Source organism: Bradyrhizobium sp. 17 (assembly GCF_023073515.1).
Lineage (GTDB): Bacteria > Pseudomonadota > Alphaproteobacteria > Rhizobiales > Xanthobacteraceae > Bradyrhizobium > Bradyrhizobium canariense_D.
Genome location: NZ_JADPJQ010000106.1, coordinates 125310 through 147742, shown reverse-complemented (window position 1 = coordinate 147742; position 22433 = coordinate 125310). Strand labels below are relative to the sequence as shown.

General features: G+C 65.1%; 20 protein-coding genes. 12 read left to right on the top strand and 8 right to left on the bottom strand.

The genetic code is table 11. The annotated features are described in order from the left end of the window. Positions 1-67 precede the first annotated feature (67 nt). Entirely contained in the window at positions 68-985 is a 918-nt protein-coding gene (locus IVB13_RS21560) for a LysR family transcriptional regulator (protein WP_247490367.1), read from the top strand. 125 nt (positions 986-1110) lie between these two features. On the opposite strand, the gene IVB13_RS21555 is transcribed toward IVB13_RS21560, so the two are convergent. Then, a complete protein-coding gene (locus IVB13_RS21555) occupies positions 1111-1731 on the bottom strand; it encodes a glutathione S-transferase family protein (protein ID WP_026232844.1) in 621 nt (206 codons plus the stop codon). Positions 1732-1859: 128 nt separating this feature from the next. Here IVB13_RS21555 and IVB13_RS21550 point away from each other — a divergent pair, with 128 nt between their 5' ends. After that, on the top strand, positions 1860-3137 hold the full coding sequence (locus IVB13_RS21550; protein WP_204513843.1) for a flavin-dependent oxidoreductase: 1278 nt from the start codon (positions 1860-1862) through the stop codon (positions 3135-3137). A 206-nt stretch (positions 3138-3343) separates the two neighbouring features. Here IVB13_RS21550 and IVB13_RS21545 read toward each other — a convergent pair whose 3' ends face one another. Continuing rightward, complete coding sequence (locus IVB13_RS21545; protein WP_085352631.1) at positions 3344-3766, bottom strand: PaaI family thioesterase; 423 nt, start codon at positions 3764-3766, stop codon at positions 3344-3346. A gap of 52 nt (positions 3767-3818) precedes the next feature. After that, on the bottom strand, positions 3819-4934 hold the full coding sequence (gene mutY, locus IVB13_RS21540) for an A/G-specific adenine glycosylase (RefSeq protein ID WP_094183442.1): 1116 nt from the start codon (positions 4932-4934) through the stop codon (positions 3819-3821). Between the two features lie 122 nt (positions 4935-5056). Here mutY and IVB13_RS21535 point away from each other — a divergent pair, with 122 nt between their 5' ends. The 9 genes from IVB13_RS21535 to IVB13_RS21495 all read left to right on the top strand — a co-directional run bounded on the left by IVB13_RS21535 (position 5057) and on the right by IVB13_RS21495 (position 15157). Next, positions 5057-5551: a DciA family protein gene (locus IVB13_RS21535; protein ID WP_247475161.1), complete on the top strand. Its 495-nt coding sequence runs from the start codon at positions 5057-5059 to the stop codon at positions 5549-5551. A 126-nt stretch (positions 5552-5677) separates the two neighbouring features. After that, positions 5678-6352: a DsbA family protein gene (locus IVB13_RS21530; protein ID WP_018454930.1), complete on the top strand. Its 675-nt coding sequence runs from the start codon at positions 5678-5680 to the stop codon at positions 6350-6352. A gap of 217 nt (positions 6353-6569) precedes the next feature. Beyond that, positions 6570-10034, top strand: a complete 3465-nt coding sequence (gene smc, locus IVB13_RS21525) for a chromosome segregation protein SMC (RefSeq protein ID WP_204513841.1) — start codon at positions 6570-6572, stop codon at positions 10032-10034. 60 nt (positions 10035-10094) lie between these two features. Beyond that, positions 10095-11075, top strand: coding sequence for a small ribosomal subunit Rsm22 family protein (locus IVB13_RS21520; RefSeq protein ID WP_247490365.1), 981 nt, complete (start codon positions 10095-10097; stop codon positions 11073-11075). Between the two features lie 138 nt (positions 11076-11213). Then, the gene (locus tag IVB13_RS21515; RefSeq protein ID WP_085352637.1) at positions 11214-11774 is read left to right on the top strand and encodes a LemA family protein; all 561 of its coding nucleotides are present in this window, start codon (positions 11214-11216) and stop codon (positions 11772-11774) included. Positions 11775-11806: 32 nt separating this feature from the next. After that, positions 11807-13051: a M48 family metallopeptidase gene (locus IVB13_RS21510; protein WP_247490363.1), complete on the top strand. Its 1245-nt coding sequence runs from the start codon at positions 11807-11809 to the stop codon at positions 13049-13051. 205 nt (positions 13052-13256) lie between these two features. After that, entirely contained in the window at positions 13257-14012 is a 756-nt protein-coding gene (locus tag IVB13_RS21505) for a hypothetical protein (protein ID WP_106945140.1), read from the top strand. A 60-nt stretch (positions 14013-14072) separates the two neighbouring features. Further along, positions 14073-14741 carry a hypothetical protein gene (locus IVB13_RS21500; RefSeq protein ID WP_247490361.1) on the top strand — a complete coding sequence of 223 codons (669 nt, stop codon included), beginning with the start codon at positions 14073-14075 and terminating at the stop codon, positions 14739-14741. Positions 14742-14824: 83 nt separating this feature from the next. Continuing rightward, positions 14825-15157: a GIY-YIG nuclease family protein gene (locus IVB13_RS21495; protein WP_247490359.1), complete on the top strand. Its 333-nt coding sequence runs from the start codon at positions 14825-14827 to the stop codon at positions 15155-15157. A gap of 24 nt (positions 15158-15181) precedes the next feature. On the opposite strand, the gene IVB13_RS21490 is transcribed toward IVB13_RS21495, so the two are convergent. The 5 genes from IVB13_RS21490 to petA all read right to left on the bottom strand — a co-directional run bounded on the left by IVB13_RS21490 (position 15182) and on the right by petA (position 21695). Beyond that, on the bottom strand, positions 15182-15721 hold the full coding sequence (locus IVB13_RS21490) for an adenine phosphoribosyltransferase (protein WP_007595035.1): 540 nt from the start codon (positions 15719-15721) through the stop codon (positions 15182-15184). Between the two features lie 12 nt (positions 15722-15733). Next, a complete protein-coding gene (locus IVB13_RS21485; RefSeq protein ID WP_018454937.1) occupies positions 15734-17896 on the bottom strand; it encodes an anthranilate synthase component I in 2163 nt (720 codons plus the stop codon). A gap of 314 nt (positions 17897-18210) precedes the next feature. Beyond that, positions 18211-18885, bottom strand: coding sequence for a dienelactone hydrolase family protein (locus tag IVB13_RS21480; protein ID WP_008134159.1), 675 nt, complete (start codon positions 18883-18885; stop codon positions 18211-18213). Between the two features lie 144 nt (positions 18886-19029). Then, on the bottom strand, positions 19030-21102 hold the full coding sequence (gene fbcH / locus IVB13_RS21475; RefSeq protein WP_247490357.1) for a cytochrome b/c1: 2073 nt from the start codon (positions 21100-21102) through the stop codon (positions 19030-19032). Positions 21103-21164: 62 nt separating this feature from the next. Next, positions 21165-21695 (bottom strand): ubiquinol-cytochrome c reductase iron-sulfur subunit, encoded by a 531-nt coding sequence (gene petA / locus IVB13_RS21470; protein WP_026232845.1) that lies wholly within the window; start codon positions 21693-21695, stop codon positions 21165-21167. 278 nt (positions 21696-21973) lie between these two features. Here petA and IVB13_RS21465 point away from each other — a divergent pair, with 278 nt between their 5' ends. Beyond that, the gene (locus IVB13_RS21465) at positions 21974-22432 is read left to right on the top strand and encodes a tRNA (cytidine(34)-2'-O)-methyltransferase (RefSeq protein WP_018454940.1); all 459 of its coding nucleotides are present in this window, start codon (positions 21974-21976) and stop codon (positions 22430-22432) included. Position 22433 lies beyond the last annotated feature (1 nt).

Sequence of the window (22433 nt, the reverse complement as noted above, 5' to 3'; positions counted from 1 at the left end):
CACGGAAATCATCGCCGCCGGTGCTAAATTCTTCAAATCGATAGTGGATATGATATCTATTCGCCTCATGAATTTGAATTCGCTCGACCTCAATCTCCTGACCGCGCTCGACGCGCTGCTGCGCGAGGCCAGCGTCAGCCGCGCCGCATTGCGGATCGGGCTGTCGCAGCCGGCGGCGAGTCATGCGCTCCAGCGTCTGCGCGACATCCTTGGCGATCCGCTCTTGGTACGCACAGGCGCGCGGATGGAGTTGACGCCGCGGGCGCAAGCCTTGCGCGCGCCGCTGGCGCAGGCGCTCGACCAGGTGCGCGGGCTGTTCGTATCGGATGAATTCGATGCGGCGCGCAGCGAGCGGCAATTCCGACTGATGATGCCGGACCTCGCGGTCGAGCTGTTGATGCCGCCCTTGATGGAAAAGGTGACGCAGGCCGCCCCCAACGTCCGCATCGACGTGGTGCCGTGGCGAGGACCGGCGATTTTCCACGCCGAGTTCGCCCGCACCATCGATCTCGTGATCTCGATCGGCAACGCCTTCAAGGGATTTCACCGCCAGTTGCTCTACACCGACAGCGACGCGCTGGCGGTGCGGCGCGGCCATCCGATGGCCACGAAGCTGAGGCGGCGCGAGACGTTCCTGGCCGCGCGCCATGTCGGCGTGATCATCCGGGGCCAGCCGGAGGACCTGATCGACACTTGGCTGCGCAGCAAGGGCATCGACCGGCACATCGCTCTGGTCGTCCCGGGTTATCTCGAAGCGATGCACGTCGCCGCCCGCACCGACCTCGTCGCCTTCGTGCCGCGCCGGCTGATCGCGGCGCTGTCCAAGCAGCTCGGTCTCGTCACGGTGACGCCGCCGCTCGACCCCGGCATCGACGAGCAGTTCATGTTCTACCCGACCCGCGCCCAGATGGATCCGGGCTCGATCTGGTTGCGGCGGCTAATGCTGGAGACGGGACGGGAATTGGAGAAGCGGAAGGCTTCGTAGGGTGGGCAAAGCGACTTGTCCGCCGTAGCTCGAAGAGCGAAGGCGGAAGCGTGCCCACCACTCCTTTTGAAGTGAAGATGATGGGCACGGCGCTTCGCGCCTTTGCCCGCCCTACAAGAAGAGCCCTACGCCTTCTGCGCGTCCATCACCTTGCGCACGGCGGGGCGGTCGGACATGCGCTTGAAATGGTCGGCGATCTTGGGCGTCGCGTTGATGTCGACGCTGTCGCCTTCGAGCCAGGTCGACAGGGTGTAAAGATAGGGATCGCAGATCGTGTATTGCTCACCCATCACCCAGGGGCCCTTGTACATCTTCTGCTCGATCAGGGCGAAGCAGGCGCCCATGGTCTTCGGGATCATCGCCTTCATATCGGCGAACGAGCTCTCTTCGCTCGCCCAGCGTGCGCCGCGCATCTTGTGGGCATGGTTGATGTGCACGGTCGAGCAGAGGTAGGAGTTGAACGACTGGACCTGGGCGAAGTCGAAGGGATCGTCGAGCGGCGCGAGCTTCGCCTTGGGGAAGGTCTGCGCGAGATAGGCGAGCATCGCCGGGGTCTCGGTCAAAACGCCGCGATCGGTCACCAGCGCGGGCACGCGGCCTTTCGGGTTGATCGCGAGGTACTCCACGCTGTTCTGCTGGTTGTCCTTGAAGCTCAGCCGCTCCGCCGCGTAGTCGGCGCCGGCTTCTTCCAGGGTGATGTAGGTGGCGAGCGCGCAGGTGCCGGTGGCGTAGTAGAGCTTGAGCATGTCGGACCTCATCGGAAAGCCGGAAGGTAACGGCTGCGGGCCCCGAGGTCCATAGCACGAACCTCTCTTCGCAGTTGCCCACCGGCGCCCGGCTGTGCCAAGACGCCCCGAGTTGGAGGGGCTTTCCCATGACCGTACTCATCGCCGGTGGCGGCATCGGCGGGCTGACGCTTGCACTCAGCCTGCACGGAATCGGCATTCCCGTAAAAGTGTTCGAGAGCGTCGCCGAACTGCGGCCGCTCGGCGTCGGCATCAACGTGCTGCCGCATGCGGTGCGCGAGCTGATCGAGCTCGGGTTGATGGACAAGCTCGATGCCAGCGGCGTGCGCACCCGCGAGCTTGCCTATTTCTCCAAGCACGGCAAGCCGATCTGGAGCGAGCCGCGCGGGCTGGAGGCCGGCTATAAATGGCCGCAGTTTTCGATCCATCGCGGCACGCTCCAGCAATTGCTGCTCGACACCGCCATCGAGCGCCTCGGCCGCGACAACATCCTCACCAGCCATCATCTTACCGGCTGGAGCGAAACCGCCGACGGCGTGCGCGCCGATTTCGTCGACAAGGCCACCGGCAAGGCCGCGGGGACTTACGACGGCACGATCCTGATCGCCGCGGACGGCATCCATTCCGCCGCGCGAGAAAAACTCTATCCCGACGAAGGCCCGCCGATCTGGAACGGCCGCATCCTCTGGCGCGGCGTCACGCCCGCAAAAGCCTTCCTCAGCGGCCGCACCATGATCATGGCCGGTCACGAGATCCTGAAATTCGTCTGCTATCCGATCTCGAAGGAACCGGACGCCGCGGGCAACCATCTGATCAACTGGGTTGCCGAGCGCCACATGCCGCCGACCTATCAATGGCGGCGCGAGGACTATAACCGCACCGCGCGGCTGGAGGAGTTCTTACCCTGGTTCGAGAGCTGGCAGTTCGACTGGCTCGACGTGCCCGGCCTGATCAAGAACTGCCCGCACGCCTATGAATATCCGCTGGTCGACCGCGATCCGGTGTCGCAATGGACTTTCGGCCGCGTCACGCTGATGGGCGACGCCGCACATCCAATGTACCCGATCGGATCCAACGGCGCCTCGCAGGCGATCCTCGATGCCCGCACCATCACGCGCGAGATCCTGGCGCACGGCCCGACGCAGGCGGCCCTGCTCGCCTATGAGGCCGAGCGGCGGCCCGCAACCACCAGTCTCGTCCTGCTCAACCGCAAGAACGGCCCGGAGCAGGTGATGCAGCTGGTCGAGGAGCGCGCGCCCGACGGCTACAAGGTCGTCACTGACGTGCTGTCGCAACAGGAGCTCGAGGATGTTGCCGCCAATTACAAGCGCGTCGCCGGCTTCCAGGTGGAAGCGCTGAATGCGAAGCCGCCGATCGTGAGCAAGGACGCGCGCGCGACGAAATGAGTATTCGCACGAAGCGAGACGCACGTTGATGCGCCCTCGCCCCTTGCGGGAGAGGGCAGCGACGCCGGTAGACGCAAGCTCACTCGGGTGAGGGGTCTGTCTCCGCGAGTCTAACTCTCATTTGAACTCGCCGAGACAAACCCCTCATCCGGCGCTTCGCGCCACCTTCTCCCGCAAGGGGAGAAGGAAAAAAGACTGCGCGGCAGCTATTTGCCCACCACCCTCGCCGCCTCCAGCAACCGCTCGCTCGCCGTCGCCGTCGCCAGCAGCGTTCCGTCCTCTGCCGTCAGCCTTGCCTCGACGAACGCAATCGTCCTGCCGAGCTGCGTCACCTTGGCCTCGCCGATGATCGGTCCGGGCTTCGCGGGCGCCAGGAAATTCACAGTCATGCTGATGGTGGTGGTGTAGAGCCGGCCCTCGCTCATCACCAGCACGGCGGGGCCCATCGTGTCGTCGAGCATGGCCGAGAGCATGCCGCCCTGGATGAAGCCGGCTGGATTGCAGAACTCCGGCTTGCCGTCGAAGGCGAGCTTGATCCAGCCTTCCCTGGGTCGGGCATCGAGCAGGCGCCACCCCAATAGCTCGGCACAGGGCGGCCTGGGAAAGTTGTCGAGCGCGGTCTTGATCATGCGAGCCTCCGTTGCCTACCACAGCTAACGCAGGCCTGCTGCCAGCATTTTGTCAGCAGGATGGGCTGCTAGGGTCCAATCCATGCGCAATCACCTTGCGCATGACGTTGGGCAATGCTTCATCGGCGAGCGTGGCGATTGGCACCCAGCGCATGCTGGCGGGTGCCCGCGTCCGCGCTTCCACCCTCGCCGTGTAGACCACCAGTTCCAGCGGAAAATGCGTGAAGACGTGGGTGACCACGCCGACCTTGCGCTGCCAGCGCGACAGCCCCTTCAACTCGGGCGCCTGCCGTTTTGCCTTGGCGTCGTCCTGCCCGGCCAGCCAGTCCGACCCCGGTACTTCGGTCATGCCGCCGAGCAACCCCTTTTCGGGACGGGTGCGGACGAGAAGCTCGTCGCCGCGCGTGACAACGAAAGCGGCGCCGCGCCGTAGCGCGCCGCTCTTCTTCGCGGCCTTGCGCGGAAACGTGTCCTGCGTTCCCAGCGCGCGCGCCGTGCAGCCCTCGTTCAGCGGGCATAGCGAGCAGGCCGGCTTTTTCGGCGTGCAGATCGAGGCGCCCAGATCCATCAGCGCCTGCGCGCTATCACCGGCGCGAGAATCGGCAAGCAGCGTCGCAGCCAACTCCTGAATCAGCGGCTTGGCCTGCGGGAGCTCTTCCTCAACTGCAAAGAGCCGCGAGACCACGCGCTCGATATTGCCGTCGACCGGCATGGTGCGTCGATCGAACGCTATCGCCGCGATCGCTGCCGCCGTATAGGGCCCGACGCCCGGCAGCGCGCGCAGACCTACTTCGGTGTCGGGAAAGGTGCCGCCATGCTCGCGCGTCACCCCGACCGCGCAGGCATGGAGATTACGGGCGCGAGAATAATAGCCCAGCCCGGCCCACATCCGCAGCACGTCCTCCTGCGAGGCCCGTCCGAGCGCGGTGACATCGGGCCAGCGCGAGACGAATTTTTCGAAATAGGGCCCGACCGCCTTCACTGTGGTCTGCTGCAGCATGATCTCGGACAGCCAGACGCGGTAAGGGTCGGATGCTTCGCCGGGCGGAGCCCGCCAGGGTAATCGGCGGCGGTGGCGGTCATACCATTGGAGCAGCGCGAGCGGACGCGATGGGGTCTCCGGCGGAACTGGTTCCGATTTCGCCTTGAGGGCGGATTTGGGGCTCATGTCCGCACTGTAACGGCAATGCGTCGATCTCTCCACGTCGTGCCCACGCTTGTCGCGGGCATCCACGTTTTTCTTCGCGGTGAAGAGCCTGCGGCCGACGCCCCGGAGTGCTATAAGGTCCCATGTCCAAGCTTCGCCCCATCAAACCCGGTCCCCTCAGCGCCAAGCCGCTGTCGCTCCTGCTCAACGACGTCTTCGCCGAGGCCTATGCCAAGCAGGGCTTTGCCGCGCGCGAGCTGGTGACGCGGTGGGCGCAGATTGCCGGACCGGAGATCGCGGCCCACGCCGAGCCACTGAAGATGCAATGGCCGCGGCCGGTCGAGGGCCAGCCGCAGGAGCCGGCGACGCTGGTGCTGCGGGTCGAGGGGCCGATGGCGCTCGAGATCCAGCACTCCGCCGATGTGATCCTGCAGCGGGTCAATCGCTTCTTCGGCTGGAGCGCGGTCGGCAAGCTGGCCTTCCGCCAGGCTCCGCTATCGCGCGCCCGCCGGCCGACCCGGCCCGGCCCGCCGGACGCCAAATTGGTGGCCGAGGTGGCTGAGCGCCTGGGCGATATCGAAGATGAACAATTGAAGTCGGCGCTGGCGCGCCTCGGGGCCGCCATCAAGCGAAATTGAGCCTTATTCTGCGGCCAAACTGAACCTGTCCTTGCCGCTCGCCATTGCCTCAAACGACGTTTCAAGCTAGCGACAGGCCGTCTGAATGGGAATTCGGGCGAGACCACGCCAATCCGGGAGCCGACCTTGATCATCACCCGCCGCGCCTTCACCTCGATGCTGTCGCTGACCGGGCTTGCCGCGCTCGCCGGGTTCTCTCCGCTGCGATTCATCTCCGATGCCATGATCCCTGAAGCCATGGCGCAGGCAGCGGCTGGTGACGTGGCCAAACCGGTGTCGCTGCCCGACATGGCGCTGGGCCCGAAGGACGCCGCCGTCACCATCACCGAATACGCCTCGATGACCTGCCCGCATTGCGCGGCCTTCAATGAGCAAGTGTTTCCCAAGATCAAGTCGGAATACATCGACACCGGCAAGGTGCGTTACGTCTTCCGCGAGTTCCCGCTCGACATCAAAGCCGCCGCCGGTTCGATGCTGTCGCGCTGCATCGCCAATGGCGACGCGCCGAAATACTTTGCCGTCACCGACATGCTGTTCCGCCAGCAGAACGATTGGGTGGTGAAGAACACCACGGAGACCCTGACCCGGATCGGCAAGCAGGCCGGTCTCACGCAGCAGCAGGTCGAGGCCTGCCTGAAGGACCAGGCCCTGCTCGACAAGATCGCCGCCGACCAGAAATATGCCAGCGACGTTCTGAAGGTCGATTCGACGCCGACGTTCTTCGTCAACGGCGAGAAGATCAAGGGCGAGACCTCGTTCGAGGAATTCGCCAAGAAGATCAATCCGCTGCTGAAGAGCTGATTCGCACGGCACAATCCTGATTCGCATCTCGATAGCCGTATCTTTCCCGGCACAAATCCCTTGGGAAAAGAGGCTTTCGCCGGTTGCCCTCGCAGCGCACCGCGGCCATTGTCCAGCCGCATGAGGCGCTTCGCGCGACTCGCCCGGATACCGACATTGCCTTCCATGGTATTGTCCCGGCAGGGGGATTCGCGCCTGCCAACAGAGATGCGTGCTTATGAAAATCACCCGCCTGCGCCTTCACGGCTTCAAGTCCTTCGTTGAGGCCACCGACTTCGTCATCGAGCCCGGCCTGACCGGCGTGGTCGGGCCCAACGGCTGCGGCAAGTCGAATCTGGTCGAGGCGCTGCGCTGGGCGATGGGCGAGACCTCCTACAAGTCGCTGCGCGCCGCCGACATGGACGCGGTGATCTTCGCCGGCTCCGGCAATCGCCCCGCGCGCAACCACGCCGAAGTGACGATGACGATCGACAATTCCGATCGCACAGCGCCGGCGGCGATGAACGACAGCCAGCTTCTGGAAATTTCCCGCCGCATCGAGCGCGAAGCCGGTTCGGTCTACCGCATCAACGGCCGCGACGTGCGCGCCCGCGACGTGCAGATTCTGTTCGCCGACGCCGCCACCGGCGCGCGCTCGCCGGCCCTGGTCCACCAGGGCAAGATCGGCGAGATCATTCAGGCCAAGCCCGAGCAGCGCCGCCGCGTGCTGGAAGACGCCGCCGGCGTCGCCGGCCTGCACGCCCGCCGCCACGAAGCCGAGCTGCGGCTCAAAGCGGCTGAAACAAACCTCACCCGCGTCGAGGACGTGATCGGCCAGCTCGCGGGGCAAATGGAAGGCCTCAAGAAGCAGGCCCGCCAGGCCGTGCGCTATCGCGAAGTTGCGGCCAAGGTCCGCAAGGCCGAGGCAACCCTGTTCCATCTGCGCTGGATCGGCGCCCATGCCGACGTCAACGAATCCGGCCAGACCCACGATCTCGCGGTTCGCGAGATGGCCGAGCGGACCCAGCACCAGGCCGAGGCCGCTCGCATCCAGGCGATTCGCGCCGCCGAAATGCCGGCGCTGCGCGATGCCGAAGCGCGCGCCGCAGCGGGGCTGCAGCGCCTGACCAACGCCCGCGAGCTGCTCGATCGCGAGGAAGAGCGCGCCAAGGAGCGCGTCGCGGAACTCGAGCGGCGCCTCGCGCAGTTCGAAGGCGACATCTCGCGCGCCCAGCAGCAGACCATGGACGCCGATATCGCGCTGCAGCGCCTCGACGCCGAAGATGCCGAGCTGAAGGAAGAGATCAAGTCGCGCGTTGAGAAGCGCTCCGGCGTCGACGAGCGTGTCGCCGAAGCCGAGGCGGTGCTGACCGAAACCGAGCAGCAGTTCGCCGAGCTCACCACCGCGCTCGCAGACCTCACCGCCAAGCGCAACCAACTCGAAGCCAACGTTCGCACCCACCGCGACAAGCTCGCCCGGCTCGACCAGGAGATTTCGAACGTCGCGGCGGAAGAGCAGAAGCTCACCGAGGAGACCGGCGGCTTCGGCGATCTCGACGAGCTGACCGCGACGGTCGAGAGCGCCGAGCAGACGCTGGCGGCCTCGGAAGCCGCCGCTCAGGCCAGTGAAGCCGCGCACGTCGCCGCGCGGCAGACGCTGGAATCCTCGCGCTCGCCGCTCGTCGAAGCCGACAAGCGCGTGCAGCGGCTCGATACCGAGGCGCGCACGATCTCCAAGATCCTGAACGGCGAGACCAAGAATCTGTGGCCGCCGATCATCGACGGCATCACCGTCGACAAGGGATTCGAAAAAGCGATCGGCGCAGCCCTCGGCGACGATCTCGACGCCCCGGTCGATCCGTCCGCGCCGATGCGCTGGACCAATTCCGGCGTCACCGACGGCGATCCGGAACTGCCCGAAGGCGTGGTGCCGCTCGCCAACCACGTGCAGGCCCCGGCCGAGCTGACTCGCCGCCTGGCGCAGATCGGCGTGGTGCCGCGCGAGCGCGGCGCCGAGTTGGTCTCGCATCTCAAGACCGGCCAGCGGCTGGTCTCGCCCGAAGGCGACGTCTGGCGCTGGGATGGTTTTGTCGCAGCCGCCCACGCGCCGACCGGCGCAGCACGGCGGCTTGCCGAGCGCGCCCGCCTCATCGATATCGAAAACGACCTGGAGCAGGCCCGCATCGACGCGCAGATCAAGCGCCAGGCGCTGGAGAACGCCGAGGCCGAGCTGCAGATGGCCGCCAGCACCGAAGGTGCGAGCCGCGAAGCCTGGCGCGCCGCGCAACGCGAGCTCAACGTCGCGCGCGAACGCCATGCTACGGTCGAACGCGAGATCAGCCGCCATGCCGCGCGCAAGGCGACGCTGTCGGAAGCGCACAGCCGTCTGGCCGCCGACCGCGCCGAGGCCGAAGCCGCCTACGAATACGCCGAAGCGGGGATCTCCGAGCTGCCGTCGAGCGAGGACACCGAAACCCGTCTCGCCGCCGTCCGCAGCGACATCGAAGGCCATCGCCGCATGGCCGCTCAGGTCCGCGCCGAGGCACAGGCGCTGGCGCGCGAAGCCGAGCTGGCCGACCGCCGCGTGCAGGCGATCCTCGCCGAACGAACCGAGTGGCAGAACCGCAAGGAGAGCGCGGCCTCCCACATCGACACCATCCAGGCCCGTATCGCCGAAGTCTCGATCGAGCGCAGCGATCTCGAGAACGCGCCAGCCGTGTTCGCAGAGAAGCGCAGCGCGCTGATCACCGAGATCGAATACGCCGAAAACGACCGCCGCATGGCCGCCGATGCGCTCGCCAGCGCGGAAACCGCGATGGCCGAAACCGATCGCGTCGCCAAGCTGACGCTCGAGGCGCTCTCCAGCTCGCGCGAGGCCACCGCCCGCGCCGAGGAGCGCATGGAAAGCGCGCGGCGCCGACTCGATGACATCGAGCGCGAGATCCGCGACATGCTCGAAGTCGAACCGCAGGCCGTTGCCGGGCTCGCCGAGATCGAGCCCGGCGCCGAGTTGCCGCCGCTGCACGACATCGAGGAAGACCTCGAAAAGATGCGCCGCGACCGCGAGCGCCTGGGTGCGGTCAACCTGCGCGCCGAAGAGGAGCTGCGCGAGGTCGAGACCCAGCACAACGGTCTGGTCACCGAGCGCGATGACCTCGTCGAAGCCATCAAGCGGCTGCGCCAGGGCATCCAGAGCCTCAACAAGGAGGCCCGCGAGCGGCTCCTCACCTCGTTCGAGGTCGTCAACAACCACTTCAAGCGCCTGTTCGTCGAGCTGTTCGGCGGCGGCGAAGCCGCGCTGCATTTGATCGAAAGCGACGATCCGCTCGAAGCCGGCCTCGAAATCATCGCCAAGCCGCCGGGCAAGAAGCCGCAGACGCTATCGCTGCTCTCCGGCGGTGAGCAGGCGCTGACCGCGATGGCGCTGATCTTCGCGGTGTTCCTCACCAATCCCTCGCCGATCTGCGTGCTGGACGAAGTCGACGCGCCGCTCGACGACCACAACGTCGAGCGCTATTGCAACCTGTTGCACGAGATGACCGCCTCGACCGACACGCGCTTCATCATCATCACCCACAACCCGATCACGATGGCGCGGATGAACCGCCTGTTCGGCGTCACCATGGCCGAACGCGGGGTCTCGCAACTGGTGTCGGTGAACCTGCAAGAGGCGGTGGACATTCTCGACCAGAACGTGGCGTGAGTCCGCTCCCGTCACGCACCTATTGACGTCGTCATCCGCGCAAGCGGATGATGACCACGAATGATGATCTCACCCACCCTCCCCGCCGAACTGAAAGCGGCCCTCGACGGCAAGCTCCAGGGGTTCTCGCGCGCCGACGCTGCGCAGCGATCGCAGAAAATCTCGACCACCTATCGTGCAGGGGGCGGCTCCGGCACGATCAAATCCGAGGCCGATGCGCTCGCCTATGCGCTCGCGAGGATGCCGGCGACCTACGCTGCGGTGGCGGCAAGTCTGAATGCGCTGACCGAGGTCGCACCGGACCTCGGTCCGGAAACGCTGCTCGACGTCGGCGCAGGTCCGGGCACCGCGAGCTGGGCCGCTGCGGAAGCTTTTCCGTCGCTGCAATCCTTCACCCTGCTCGATGCCAACGCCACGCTGAGCCGTCTCGCGCTCGAACTGGCGCGCGACAGCACGCGTCTGGCGAATTGCCGCTATCTGCCGGGCGATGCCGGCGCGAACCTCGCTGAGGTTTCGCAAGCCGATCTCGTCGTCGCGAGCTATGTCATCGGCGAGCTCAGCGAGGGCGATCAACGCAAGCTCGCGGAAGCGATGTGGGCGAAAGCGCGCCACGTGCTGGTCGTGATCGAGCCCGGCACGCCCGCCGGCTACGCCCGCATCCTCACCTTGCGCCAGCAACTGATCGCGGCGGGCGCCTATGTCGCCGCACCCTGCCCGCACGAAAAGCCGTGTCCGCTGACGGCGCCCGACTGGTGCCATTTCTCCCAGCGCTTGCCGCGCTCGCAGGCTCACCGCCAAATCAAGGGCGCCGAGGTGCCGTTCGAGGACGAGCGATTCATCTACGTGGCGCTAACCCGTAGGCCTCCCGCCACCCGCGCCGCGCGCGTGTTGGCGCCGCCGGATCTCGGCAAGGCCGAGATCACGGCAAAGCTCTGCACCGAGCAAGGCGTCGAACTCGCCAAGGTCCCACGGCGGGACAAGGTCGCCTATGCAAGCGCCCGCCGCTGGCGCTGGGGTGATGCCATCCTGTCCGAAAGTTAACCTGCTCCGGCGCTTTCGCCTTGAACTCGGATAGTCCCTCATCCGACCAAGTCTTACCTCTCTTCTGTACCGGGCTCTCGCTCGGCGCCAATTTGGTCTACCCTAGCGCCCGCCTTCTTCCCCCTTCAGGAGTTCTCCATGTCGACCGGCTGGATCGTTCTCGGCGTTATCGTCGTCCTCGTGTTCTTTGCCTTCGCCGCCTACAATCGGCTGGTGGCGCTGGGCCAGCGCGTCGGCCAGGCCTTTGCCGACGTCGACGTGCAGCTCAAGCAGCGCCACGATCTGATCCCGAACCTGGTCGAGACGGTGAAGGGCTATGCCTCGCATGAGCGCGGCACGCTCGACGACGTCATCAAGGCGCGCAATTCGGCGATGTCGGCGCAGGGACCGGCGCAGGTGTCCGCGGCCGAGACCCAGCTCTCCGGCGCGCTCGGCCGACTGATCGCGCTGTCGGAGGCCTATCCCGACCTCAAGGCCAACGCCAATTTCCAGCAGCTCGCCAGCGAGCTGTCCGATCTCGAGAACAAGATCGCGGCCAGCCGACGCTTCTTCAACAGCGCGGTCCAGGAATACAACACCGGCATCCAGCAGATGCCGGCAGCCTTGTTCGCCGGCATGTTCGGCTTCACCAAAAAGGACTTCTTCGATCTCGGCGCCAGCCGCACCGAGGTCGAGGCCACGCCGCAGGTGAAATTCTGAGTTGAGCCGATAGGCCGGCAGGGCATCGCGTCATGGCCGCGTATGGTCTCTACACGCACATCGCCTCGAACAAGTTTCGTTCGATGCTCCTGCTCGCCGGTCTGTTCGCGCTGGTCTACGTGCTGGTCTATGCCGGCGCGCTGATCGCCGAAGTCGTCATCAATGGCGACGAGACCGTCCTCCATTATCTGAGACGCGCCTTCTATGATCTGAAAGTCGCCGCACCGGTTGCGACCGTCGTGGCAGCGACCTGGATCGTGATCGCCTATTTCTTCCACCAGTCGATGATCGATGCGGTGACCGGCGGCCACGACGTCACCCGGCAGGAGCAGCCGCGGCTCTATAATCTGCTTGAAAATCTCTGCATCTCGCGCGGCATCACGATGCCGAAGCTGAAGATCATGGAAAGCCCGGCGCTGAACGCGTTCGCGACCGGCCTCAACCCGCGGCAATATTCGGTCACCGTCACCACCGGTCTCCTCAATGCGCTGGACGACCAGGAAATCGAGGCGGTGCTGGGTCACGAGCTGACCCATATCAAGAACGGCGACGTGCAGCTCATGGTGGTCGCCGTCATCATTGCGGGCGTGGTCGGATTCTTCGGCGAACTGTTCTTCCGCCTGTTCACGAATTTCAGCTGGAGCTCCGGCTCCGGCGGCTCGTGGTCGTCGGGCTCCTCCTCGTCACGATCGTCCTCGTCGTCGAGCGACAGCAAGAGTTCGGGCGGCGGCGCGGTGATCGTCATCATCATCGCGGTCGTGCTGATCGTGGTGGCCTGGCTGTTGTCTCAGGTGGTGAAGCTCGCGCTGTCGCGCTCGCGCGAATATCTCGCGGACGCAGGCTCCGTCGAGCTGACGAAAAACCCGGACGCCATGATCTCGGCACTGCGCAAGATCGAGAACCGCGGCGAGCTGCCGGGCGCAACCTCGGCAGTGATGGAGCTCTGCGTCGACAATCCGCGCGAGGGTTTTGCCGATTTGTTCGCGACCCACCCCTCGGTGCAGTCGCGGGTCGACGCGTTGGTCAAGTTCGCCGGCGGCCATGATCCCGGCCCGCTGCCGCTTTCCGCCGACGAGGCCGAGGAGCCAGACACGCAAGCCGACCAGCAGGGCGTCCGACCGCCACCGCGCCAGGGGCCCTGGAACGACGTAGGCGGCGCGGCCAGTCCGCCGCCCCTGCCCGCACCCAGCTCCGCCGGAACCGCCAGCAGCAACCCGATAGGCAATCGAGGAAGCAATCCCTTGGGCAATTCCTTGGGTCCTTGGGGCCGCCATTGAGCGTGATTTGACGCCATGCCCGGCAGGATTCGTCGTGCTTGGGAAAAACGTCGGGAATTGCCGTAACTGGGCCCTGCGGAATTGAATTCTCCCTTGTTTCTGCCATGTTCGCGCCCAACAGCAGACTTGGGACATGTCTGCGACATCGATTTGGGGCCCGTCCGATTGCAACCTCGCGATCGGGGGCGCGCGTTAGGGGACAGCAATGGCAAAGCCGGCAGTGGTTGTGGTGGGCGCGGACAAGGGTGGGGTCGGCAAGACCACGGTGTCGCGCACCCTGCTCGATTATTTTTCCGCCAACAACGTGCCGACGCGCGCCTTCGACACCGAATCTCCGCGCGGAACCCTGAAGCGCTTCCATCCTGACATCACCGAGATCGTCGACATGACGACGACGTCGGATCAGATGAAGATCTTCGATACGCTCAACGCGACGAGCCCGTCGGTCACCGTGATCGACGTCCGGGCCGGCCTGCTCTCGCCGGCGCTCGCCTCCTTGCGCGACATCGGATTCCTCGACGCCGCCAAGGCCGGCCAGATCACCTTCGCCGTGTTCCACATCCTCGGACCCTCGATCGCCTCGCTGGACGAGATCGCCGAGACCGCGGGCTTCATGGGCGGCGCGAAATATTTCCTGGTGAAGAACTTCATCAACGATACTCAGTTCTTCCAGTGGGATCAGGCGACTTACCAATCGTATTTCAACCGCATCAAGGACGCGACTGAGCTGACCATCCCCAAGCTCAACGAAATGGCCTATGAGCAGGTCGAGGTGTCCTCCGTCCCGTTCCTGAAATTCGTCGCCAACAAGGGCGTCAACGACGAAGCCGCCAACTACTCCTTCGTGCTGCGCGGTTATGTCCGGCATTGGCTGGCGAACGTCTGGAGCGAATTCGACCGGATCCGGCTGACCGATATCGTCGGCTCGACGAAATCCGGAGCCCGCAACAGCGAAAAATAGTTGCGCAAGCCGGGCGGATACGGCTGGATTGGTCGCCAAGTTCGACTGATATAGCTAGCGATGTCCGCGACGCCCCTCTACATCATTTGCTCGCCCCGCCCGCAGGTCGGCAAGACCCTGCTGGCGCGGCTTTTGAGCGAATTTTTGCTGCTCAAGAACGGCAACGTCGTGGCATTCGACGTCAACCTCAAAGAGCCGTCGCTGCTCGACTATCTGCCAACGATCACCGAGACCGCCGACGTGATCGACACCTATGGCAAGATGCAGCTGATGGATCGCGTCATCGTCGATGACGGGCTTGCCAAGGTGATCGACCTCGGCTTCCACGCCTTCGACGAGTTCTTCAAGATGACCGAGGAGATCGGCCTCTTGAAAGAGGCGGCGCGCCGCCACGTCGCGCCGATGATCCTGTTCGTCGCTGACACCGACCGCGTCTCGGCCCGGGCCCACGAGATGCTGCGCGAGCAGATCCCGCGGATCAACCTGATCACGGTGGACAACGAGCACATCGTGCGCGGCGAGCTGCCGGAAGCGATGGCCGGTGGCCGGCTGCTGCGCCTGCCGGCGCTGCCCGGCTTCCTGAAGACCTATATCGGCCGCCTGAACTTCTCCTTCACCGGCTATCTGCGCCAGGAGAAGGATGCCTCGACCGAGCTGCACCAGTGGACCCGGCGCAATTACCTCGCCTTCCGCGAGCTCGAGCTCAGCCTGATCCTGCAACGGTCCTGAATATTTTACCCGGATGATATTGACCCGGAGCGGCCCAGCGGTTACTGAGTCCACGCAAAGCGTTCCTCAGCAAGGCCCCTCACGTGACCATCGACCGGAAAGCAGCGATCGCCGCCTACAAGGACCGGAAGACCGTTGCCGGCATCTACGTCGTCCGCTGCGCGGCCACGGGCGGGGCCTGGGTCGGCCAAGCCCCGAACCTCGAGACGATCCAGAACCGCATCTGGTTCTCGCTGCGCCAGGGTAGCCACACCTGCCGCAGCCTCCAGGCTGCGTGGAACACGCATGGCGAGGCAGGCCTGACGCTCGGCGAATGCGAGCGGCTGAAAGATGAGGCGAGCGACTATGTCCGGAATGCGCTCCTCAAAGAGCGCATGCTGCATTGGCTGTCGGAGCTAAAGGCCGAGCCGATCTGAACGTCGCCAGCCGCGCCGTTGCCCTCAGTGCCCCTCGAACGTCATCAGCGTGCGCACCGGCACGTCCATCGCGCGCAGCTTGGCGGCGCCACCGAGATCGGGCAGGTCGATGATGAAGCAGGCGGCGACCACATTGGCGCCGATCTGGCGCAGCAGCTTCACCGCGCCTTCCGCGGTGCCGCCGGTGGCGATGAGGTCGTCGACCAGGATCACGCGCTCACCCGGCTGGATGGCGTCGACATGCATCTCCATCTCGTCGATGCCGTATTCGAGAGAGTAAGCGATCCGCACGGTGGTGTGCGGCAGCTTGCCTTTTTTCCGGATCGGCACGAAGCCGGCCGAAACCTGGTGCGCCACCGCGCCACCGATGATGAAGCCCCGCGCTTCCATGCCAGCGACCTTGTCGATCTTGTTGCCGGCCCAGGGATTGACGAGTTCGTCGACCGCACGGCGGAACGCACGCGCATCTGCGAGCAACGTGGTGATGTCGCGGAACAAGATCCCGGGTTTCGGATAGTCCGGGATGGTGCGGACGCTCGCCTTCAGATCATGGTCAAAAGTCATGGTGCCTCTCAATCAGCGCGACGCATCCAGGCGGAACGCGTTCTCGACAATTCGTAAGCCCACCTCGCCGCTCAGCGACATCAGCGATTCCGGATGGAATTGCACGCCGGCGACCGGCAGGGTCTTGTGCTCGAGCGCCATGGCGACGCCGTCCTCGGTGCTGGCGGTGACGGATAGCACCTCCGGCATGCTGTCGCGCTCGACATACAGCGAGTGATAGCGGCCGATGACGATCTCGTTCGGCAGATTGCGCATCAGCCGCCCGCCACGTACCTGAACCCGCGAGGGCCGGCCATGGGCGGGATGCGTGAGCTGCCCGAGCTCGCCGCCGAAATACTCGCCGATCGCCTGGACGCCGAGGCAGACGCCGAACACCGGCAGCTTGTCCTCCAGCGCCGCGTCGATGGTCTTCTTGATCCCAAAATCCTCGGGCCTGCCCGGCCCTGGCGACAGCACCAGCAAATCCCACCGCTTCTGCTTGAGCATGTCGAGCGCATGCACATGGCGGACCACGGTGACGTCGGCGCCGACCTGGCGGAAGTAATCGGCCAGCATATGGACGAAGCTGTCGTCATGGTCGATCAGCAGCACCCTCTTGCCGCTTCCGGTCGCATCGGGCGCAAAGGCCGACAGCGGCTTCGGCGGATCACCGCGCAGCGCCTGGAATAGGGCGGCGGCCTTGACCTGGCATTCGCGGTCCTCGGCGGCGGGATCGGAGTCGAACAGACAGGTGGCGCCGACACGCACTTCCGCGAGGCCCTCCTTCATCCGGATGGTCCGGATGGTGAGGCCGGTGTTGATGCTGCCGTCGAAATTCACCGCCCCGATCGCGCCGGCATACCAGCGGCGGGGCGAGCGCTCGTGATCCTCGACGAACTGCATCGCCCAGAGTTTTGGTGCGCCAGTGACGGTGACGGCCCAGGCGTGGGTGAGAAAGGCGTCGAGCGCATCGAAGCCGGGACGCAGCATGCCTTCGACATGGTCGACGGTGTGGAACAGTTTTGAATAGGTCTCGATCTGCCGGCGCGCCAGCACCTTGATGGTGCCGGGAACGCAGACGCGCGCCTTGTCGTTGCGGTCGACGTCGGTGCACATGTTGAGCTCGAACTCGTCCTTCTCGGAGTTCAGGAGCTGGCGGATCTGCTCGGCATCGCCGATCGCATCGGTACCGCGCGCGATCGTCCCCGAGATCGGGCAGGTCTCGACCCGGCGTCCGTCCGAGCGCACGAACATTTCCGGAGAGGCCGAGACGAGAAATTCGCCCTCGCCGAGATTCATCAGCGCGCCGTAGGGCGACGGATTGATGACACAGAGCCGCTGGAACACTTCCGCCGGCGAGCGGTCGCAGGGCTCGGCGAAGAGCTGCCCCGGCACCGCCTCGAACAGATCGCCACGCGCAAAGGCAGCGCGCGCGGTCTCGACAGTGGCCTGATATTCGCCGGGGGCGTGATCGGCAAAACCCTGGCGCGGTGTCTTGAGGTAGGGGCTCTCGGCGGTCTCGTGCGGCAGGCCCGCGGTGGACTTGCCCTTCCACGCGAAATCGTATGTGAGCACGACGCCGCGGCCGGTGGCGCGGTCATAGGCGAGCAGGCGATCGGGGACGTAGAGCACGATGTCGCGCTGGTCGCTCTCGCGCGCGCGCTTCTGCACGAGGTCCTCGATCTGGAACACGAGGTCGTAGGCGAAGGCGCCGAACAGGCCGAGCACGCCGTCGTCATTGGCGGAGAAAGCGGCGACGAGATCGCGCACCAGCGACATCACGCTGGCGCGCCGCGTGCGCTGGTCTTCGTCGATCGGGGCTTCGCCGCGGACGATATGACCCGCAAGGCGCGTGGGCGTCTTCTCGGAGATCACGACGCAGGGCTCGCGCAAGACATCCGCAAGGAAGGCGATCAGGACCTCCCCGCGCGCGTTCAGCGCTTCCAGCTTGAAATTGACGCCGGTGGTCTCGAGCTTGAGCGGCGGATCGGAGAAGCCGAGGTCAAAACTCTCGTAGCGGCCGGGCACGGTCGTCCCCGACGACAGCACCACGCCGCGGCGACGGTCGAGCAGGCTGACGAGATCGTCGAGCCGGTTGGCGCCGCCGGAAAACTGTTCCGCCACGCGCGTGATCGCAAGCCCTGCGCGGGTCACGTAGTCGCTTCGAGCCGGAAGGGCAAAGACGGTCCTGTTCATGGGGTCCTCTTACGAAACTTGTCGAGGGAACGCCACACAGGACAAACGATCAGGCCGCCGCACTGCGTGGGCGACCTCAGACGATTTTGGGAGAATAAATCGCACCGGCCACCTCTCAGGAGGTGCGCCACCAAAGACGGGATGGGCGGACGGCGGTGCTCATGGGCGGATACTCACCATGGCGCGGGGACGACGTCAAGGCTGGCTGGGCTGGCTGCTCAACGCCGATCACCACAGTCGTCCCGGCGAAGGCCGGGCAATTGCGCACCAGGCCGGGGCGACACTGAAATGGTAGCGCGACTGGCGCAGCACACCTACCCCAGATGCTTCCTGAAAAACTCCGTCGCCCTGCCCCAGGCGAGCTCGGCGGCTTCCCGGTCGTGCACGGCCTGGCGCTGCTCGTTGACGAAAGCGTGCTCGGCGTCATAGCGGAACAGCTCCAGCGACTTGCCGGCGGCCTTCATGGCCTTTTCGAAACCGTTGACCAGCTCCGGCGTGCACCAATCGTCCTTGTTGGCGAAATGGGCCTGGAGCGGGATCTTGACGTCGGCCGGCTTGGCGGCCTGCTCTGGCGGAATGCCGTAGAACACGACACCGGCGGCGAGCTCCGGCACATGCACCGCGCCGATGATGGTGACGGCGCCGCCGAGGCAGAAGCCAGTCAGGCCCACCTTGGCGCCGTTGCGCGACAGATACTGCGTGGCGCCGCGCACGGTCTGCGTGGTGGCGTCCATGAAGTCGAGCGAATTCATTTCTTTGCCAGCCGCGTCGGTGTCGTGATACGGCACCACCTTGCCCTTGTAGAGATCGGGCGCCAGCGCATCGAAACCGGCGAGCGCGAAGCGATCGCACAGGCCTTTGATTTGGTCCGACAGGCCCCACCATTCCTGGATGACCACCACGCCCGGCGCGTTGCCGCGCGCGGCATTGGCGAGATAGCCCGATGCGTCCTTGCCGTCCGGGCGCTTGAAGGTGATGGCGGTTCCCATGGTGTCCTCCGACGAGTTTTTGGGGAGCGGTTGGCGGCATTTTGGCGTTTGAGCGGGCGATAGGCAATCGCGCCTGACAACACACTCTCGTGCCCAACAAAAAAGCCCCCTTGCGGGGGCCTCTTCATTCTCGCCTCGGGCCCCTCAGTGCGAGTCTGCCCAGACCTTCTTCTTGGTGAAGTACATCAGGCCGGCGAAGATGATCAGGAAGATGAACACCTGGAAACCGAGGCGCTTGCGCGCTTCCATATGCGGTTCGGCGGTCCACATCAGGAACGTGGTGACGTCCTTGGAATACTGCGCGACCGTGGTCGGCGAGCCGTCGTCATAGGTGACCTGGCCGTCGCTGAGCGGCTTCGGCATCTTGATGGCGTGGCCCGGGAAGTACTTGTTGTAGTAGGAGCCCTCCGGGATGGTCACACCTTCGGGCGCCTTGTCCTCAAAGCCCTGGAGCAGCGCCGAGACGTAGTCCGGACCCTGCTCCTGATACTGGGTGAAGAAGTCGACGATGAAGATCGGGAAGCCGCGGCCGTAGGAACGCGCCTTGGTGATCAGCGACAGATCCGGCGGCGCCGCGCCGCCGTTCGCCGCACGCGCCGCCTGCTCGTTCGGGAATGGCGAGGGGAAATAATCCGCCGGCCGGCCCGCGCGTTCGAACATGTCGCCGGCGTCGTTCGGACCATCCTTGACCTTGTAGTCGGAGGCGAAGGCTGCAGCCTGCGCGACCGAATAGCCGGGACCGCCGGCTTCCGCGAGATTGCGGAAGGCGACGTAGGACAGGCCGTGACAGTTGGCGCAGACTTCCTTGTAGACCTTCAGGCCGCGTTGCAATGCGCCGCGATCGTACTTGCCGAACGGACCGGCGAACGACCATTTGTTGCCCGGCGGCTTGTCGCTGCCTTCGGAGGCGCGCGCGCTGTCGGCTGAGCCCGCAAACAACGCGCCCGCCAGCGCAAGCACGATCGCGCTCGACACCATCGGCGTCGACCTGCTCCCGGTTTTGGCCAGGACGGCATCCGAGATCGAGTTCGGCACCGGACGCGGCTTCTCGATCCGCGAGAGCAGCGGCAGCACGATCAGGAAGTAGGCGAAATAGCAGAACGTCAGGACCCGGCCGGCGATCACATAGATGCCTTCCGGCGGCTGCGCGCCGAGATAGCCGAGCAGGATGCAGACCGCGACGAAGATCCAGAAGAACTGCTTGGCCAGCGGACGGTACTTCGACGACTTCGTCCTGGCGGCGTCGAGCCAGGGCAGGAAGCACAGGATGATGATCGCCGAGAACATCCCGATCACGCCCGCGAGCTTGTTCGGGATCGAGCGCAGGATCGCGTAGAAAGGCAGGTAATACCATTCCGGCACGATGTGCGGCGGCGTCACGCCCGGGTTCGCCGGAATGTAATTGTCGGCGTCGCCGAGATAATTCGGCATGTAGAAGATGAACCAGGCGTAGAGCAGCATGAAGCAGGAGACGCCGAACATATCCTTGATGGTTGCATGCGGCGTGAACGGAACAGTGTCCTTTTCCGTCTTGGGCTCGACGCCATCAGGGTTGTTCTGGCCGGAGACATGCAGCGCCCAGACGTGGAGCACGACGACGCCCGCGATCAGGAACGGCAGTAGATAGTGCAGCGAGAAGAAGCGGTTCAGCGTCGGGTTGCCGACCGAATAGCCGCCCCACAAGAGCGTCACGATGCTCTCGCCGACATAGGGGATGGCGGAGAACAGATTGGTGATGACGGTGGCGCCCCAGAAGCTCATCTGGCCCCACGGCAGCACGTAGCCCATGAAGCCCGTCGCCATCATCAGGAGGTAGATGATGACGCCAAGGATCCACAGCACCTCGCGCGGCTCCTTGTAGGAGCCGTAATAGAGGCCGCGCAGCATGTGGACGTAGACAGCGACGAAGAACATCGAGGCGCCGACGGCATGCATGTTGCGCAGCAGCCAGCCGTAATTGACGTCACGGACGAGCAGCTCGACCGACTTGAAGGCGAGGTCGGCATGCGGCGTGTAGTGCATCGCCAGGATCACGCCGGTCAGGATCTGGATCCCCAGCATGAAGGAGAGGATGGCGCCGAAGGTCCACCAATAGTTCAGGTTGCGCGGGGTGGGATAGACCACGAAGGAGGAGTGCATGAGGCCGAGGATCGGCAGACGTCGCTCGATCCATTGCAGGGCCGGATTGCTCGGCTGGTAGTCGGATGGTCCGCTCATGATGCGATCCTGAGGAAATAATACGACGAGACGGCGCGAAGCTTCGGGCGAGGGCCCGAAGCTCAGCCGATCTGGATTTTGGTGTCGGAAACGAACTGGTACGGCGGCACCGGCAGGTTCGCGGGCGCGGGCCCCTGGCGGATGCGGCCGGACGAATCGTACTGCGAACCATGGCAGGGGCAGAAGAACCCGTCGTAATTGCCTTCATGGGCGATCGGGATGCAGCCGAGATGGGTGCAGATGCCGATCACGACCAGCCACTGCTCATGGCCGGACTTGACCCGGGCCTCGTCGGACTGCGGATCGGGCAGGCTCGCCACGTTGACGGCGCGCGCCTCGTCGATCTGCTTCTTGGTGCGGTGGCTGATATAGATCGGCTTACCGCGCCAGAACACCTTGATGTCCTGCCCCTCGGCAACCGGGCTGAGATCGACCTCGATCGGCGCACCAGCGGCGATGGTCGACGCATCAGGATTCATTTGGGAGATAAAGGGCCAGAGCGCGGCTGCGCCCCCTACTGCTGCAGCTGCCCCCGTTGCAACGAATAAGAAATCACGGCGTGTCGGATGGTCCGCCGAAGACGCTGTCGTCACGATTCCAACCCTTTCTTCTTATGCAGCCGGCGGAACCGCTCCGGGAGCCCCCAAGGTCCCCGGAACAGCCTGCCGGCGCCCGCGGCCCCCCGCGGCGGCAGAACTTCGCGTGCCCCCACCAAAACAAGGCGAAAACAGCAGTCCAGAATCGTTCTATTGGCACCCTTGCCGGGCGAGCGCAAGCCCGCTATCGGCGCGGGAGCGTGCAATGCACGAATTCCGCGGCCAGCGATGTTTTATTGAGACATTTCCGGCCCGCACCGAACCCGGCACCGCCCATGCAGATAGCGCTTTTCCAACCCGACATCCCCCAGAACACCGGCACGATTCTCAGGCTCTGCGCCTGTCTGGGCATGGCCGCCCATATCATCGAACCGGCGGGCTTCCCGGTCTCCGACCGGCATTTCCGCAGGGCGGGAATGGACTACCTCGATCAGGTCAGCATCGTCAGGCATGACTCCTGGTCAAAGTTCGAGCAATGGCGGGCGGCGCAAGGCGCTCGCCTGCTGCTGTTCACCACCAAGGGGGCGACCGACTACCGCGATTTCCGTTACCAGACGGCGGACATCCTGCTATTCGGGCGCGAGAGCGCCGGCGTCACCGAGGCGGTGGTCGAGGCGGCGGACGCGCGGCTGGTGATCCCGATCGCTCCGGGGCTGAGGTCGCTCAATGTCGCCATGACCGCGGCGATGGCCGCAGGCGAAGCGCTAAGGCAGCTCCGGAACCCGCAAGTTTGAG

What these genes read in the sequence shown, in the direction of transcription:
- IVB13_RS21560 (WP_247490367.1), top strand. Translation starts at nt 68, where the DNA reads ATGAATTTGAATTCGCTCGACCTCAATCTCCTGACCGCGCTCGACGCG.
- IVB13_RS21555 (WP_026232844.1), bottom strand. Translation starts at nt 1,731, where the DNA reads ATGCTCAAGCTCTACTACGCCACCGGCACCTGCGCGCTCGCCACCTAC.
- IVB13_RS21550 (WP_204513843.1), top strand. Translation starts at nt 1,860, where the DNA reads ATGACCGTACTCATCGCCGGTGGCGGCATCGGCGGGCTGACGCTTGCA.
- IVB13_RS21545 (WP_085352631.1), bottom strand. Translation starts at nt 3,766, where the DNA reads ATGATCAAGACCGCGCTCGACAACTTTCCCAGGCCGCCCTGTGCCGAG.
- mutY (WP_094183442.1), bottom strand. Translation starts at nt 4,934, where the DNA reads ATGAGCCCCAAATCCGCCCTCAAGGCGAAATCGGAACCAGTTCCGCCG.
- IVB13_RS21535 (WP_247475161.1), top strand. Translation starts at nt 5,057, where the DNA reads ATGTCCAAGCTTCGCCCCATCAAACCCGGTCCCCTCAGCGCCAAGCCG.
- smc (WP_204513841.1), top strand. Translation starts at nt 6,570, where the DNA reads ATGAAAATCACCCGCCTGCGCCTTCACGGCTTCAAGTCCTTCGTTGAG.
- IVB13_RS21520 (WP_247490365.1), top strand. Translation starts at nt 10,095, where the DNA reads ATGATGATCTCACCCACCCTCCCCGCCGAACTGAAAGCGGCCCTCGAC.
- IVB13_RS21515 (WP_085352637.1), top strand. Translation starts at nt 11,214, where the DNA reads ATGTCGACCGGCTGGATCGTTCTCGGCGTTATCGTCGTCCTCGTGTTC.
- IVB13_RS21510 (WP_247490363.1), top strand. Translation starts at nt 11,807, where the DNA reads ATGGCCGCGTATGGTCTCTACACGCACATCGCCTCGAACAAGTTTCGT.
- IVB13_RS21505 (WP_106945140.1), top strand. Translation starts at nt 13,257, where the DNA reads ATGGCAAAGCCGGCAGTGGTTGTGGTGGGCGCGGACAAGGGTGGGGTC.
- IVB13_RS21500 (WP_247490361.1), top strand. Translation starts at nt 14,073, where the DNA reads ATGTCCGCGACGCCCCTCTACATCATTTGCTCGCCCCGCCCGCAGGTC.
- IVB13_RS21490 (WP_007595035.1), bottom strand. Translation starts at nt 15,721, where the DNA reads ATGACTTTTGACCATGATCTGAAGGCGAGCGTCCGCACCATCCCGGAC.
- IVB13_RS21485 (WP_018454937.1), bottom strand. Translation starts at nt 17,896, where the DNA reads ATGAACAGGACCGTCTTTGCCCTTCCGGCTCGAAGCGACTACGTGACC.
- IVB13_RS21480 (WP_008134159.1), bottom strand. Translation starts at nt 18,885, where the DNA reads ATGGGAACCGCCATCACCTTCAAGCGCCCGGACGGCAAGGACGCATCG.
- fbcH (WP_247490357.1), bottom strand. Translation starts at nt 21,102, where the DNA reads ATGAGCGGACCATCCGACTACCAGCCGAGCAATCCGGCCCTGCAATGG.
- IVB13_RS21465 (WP_018454940.1), top strand. Translation starts at nt 21,974, where the DNA reads ATGCAGATAGCGCTTTTCCAACCCGACATCCCCCAGAACACCGGCACG.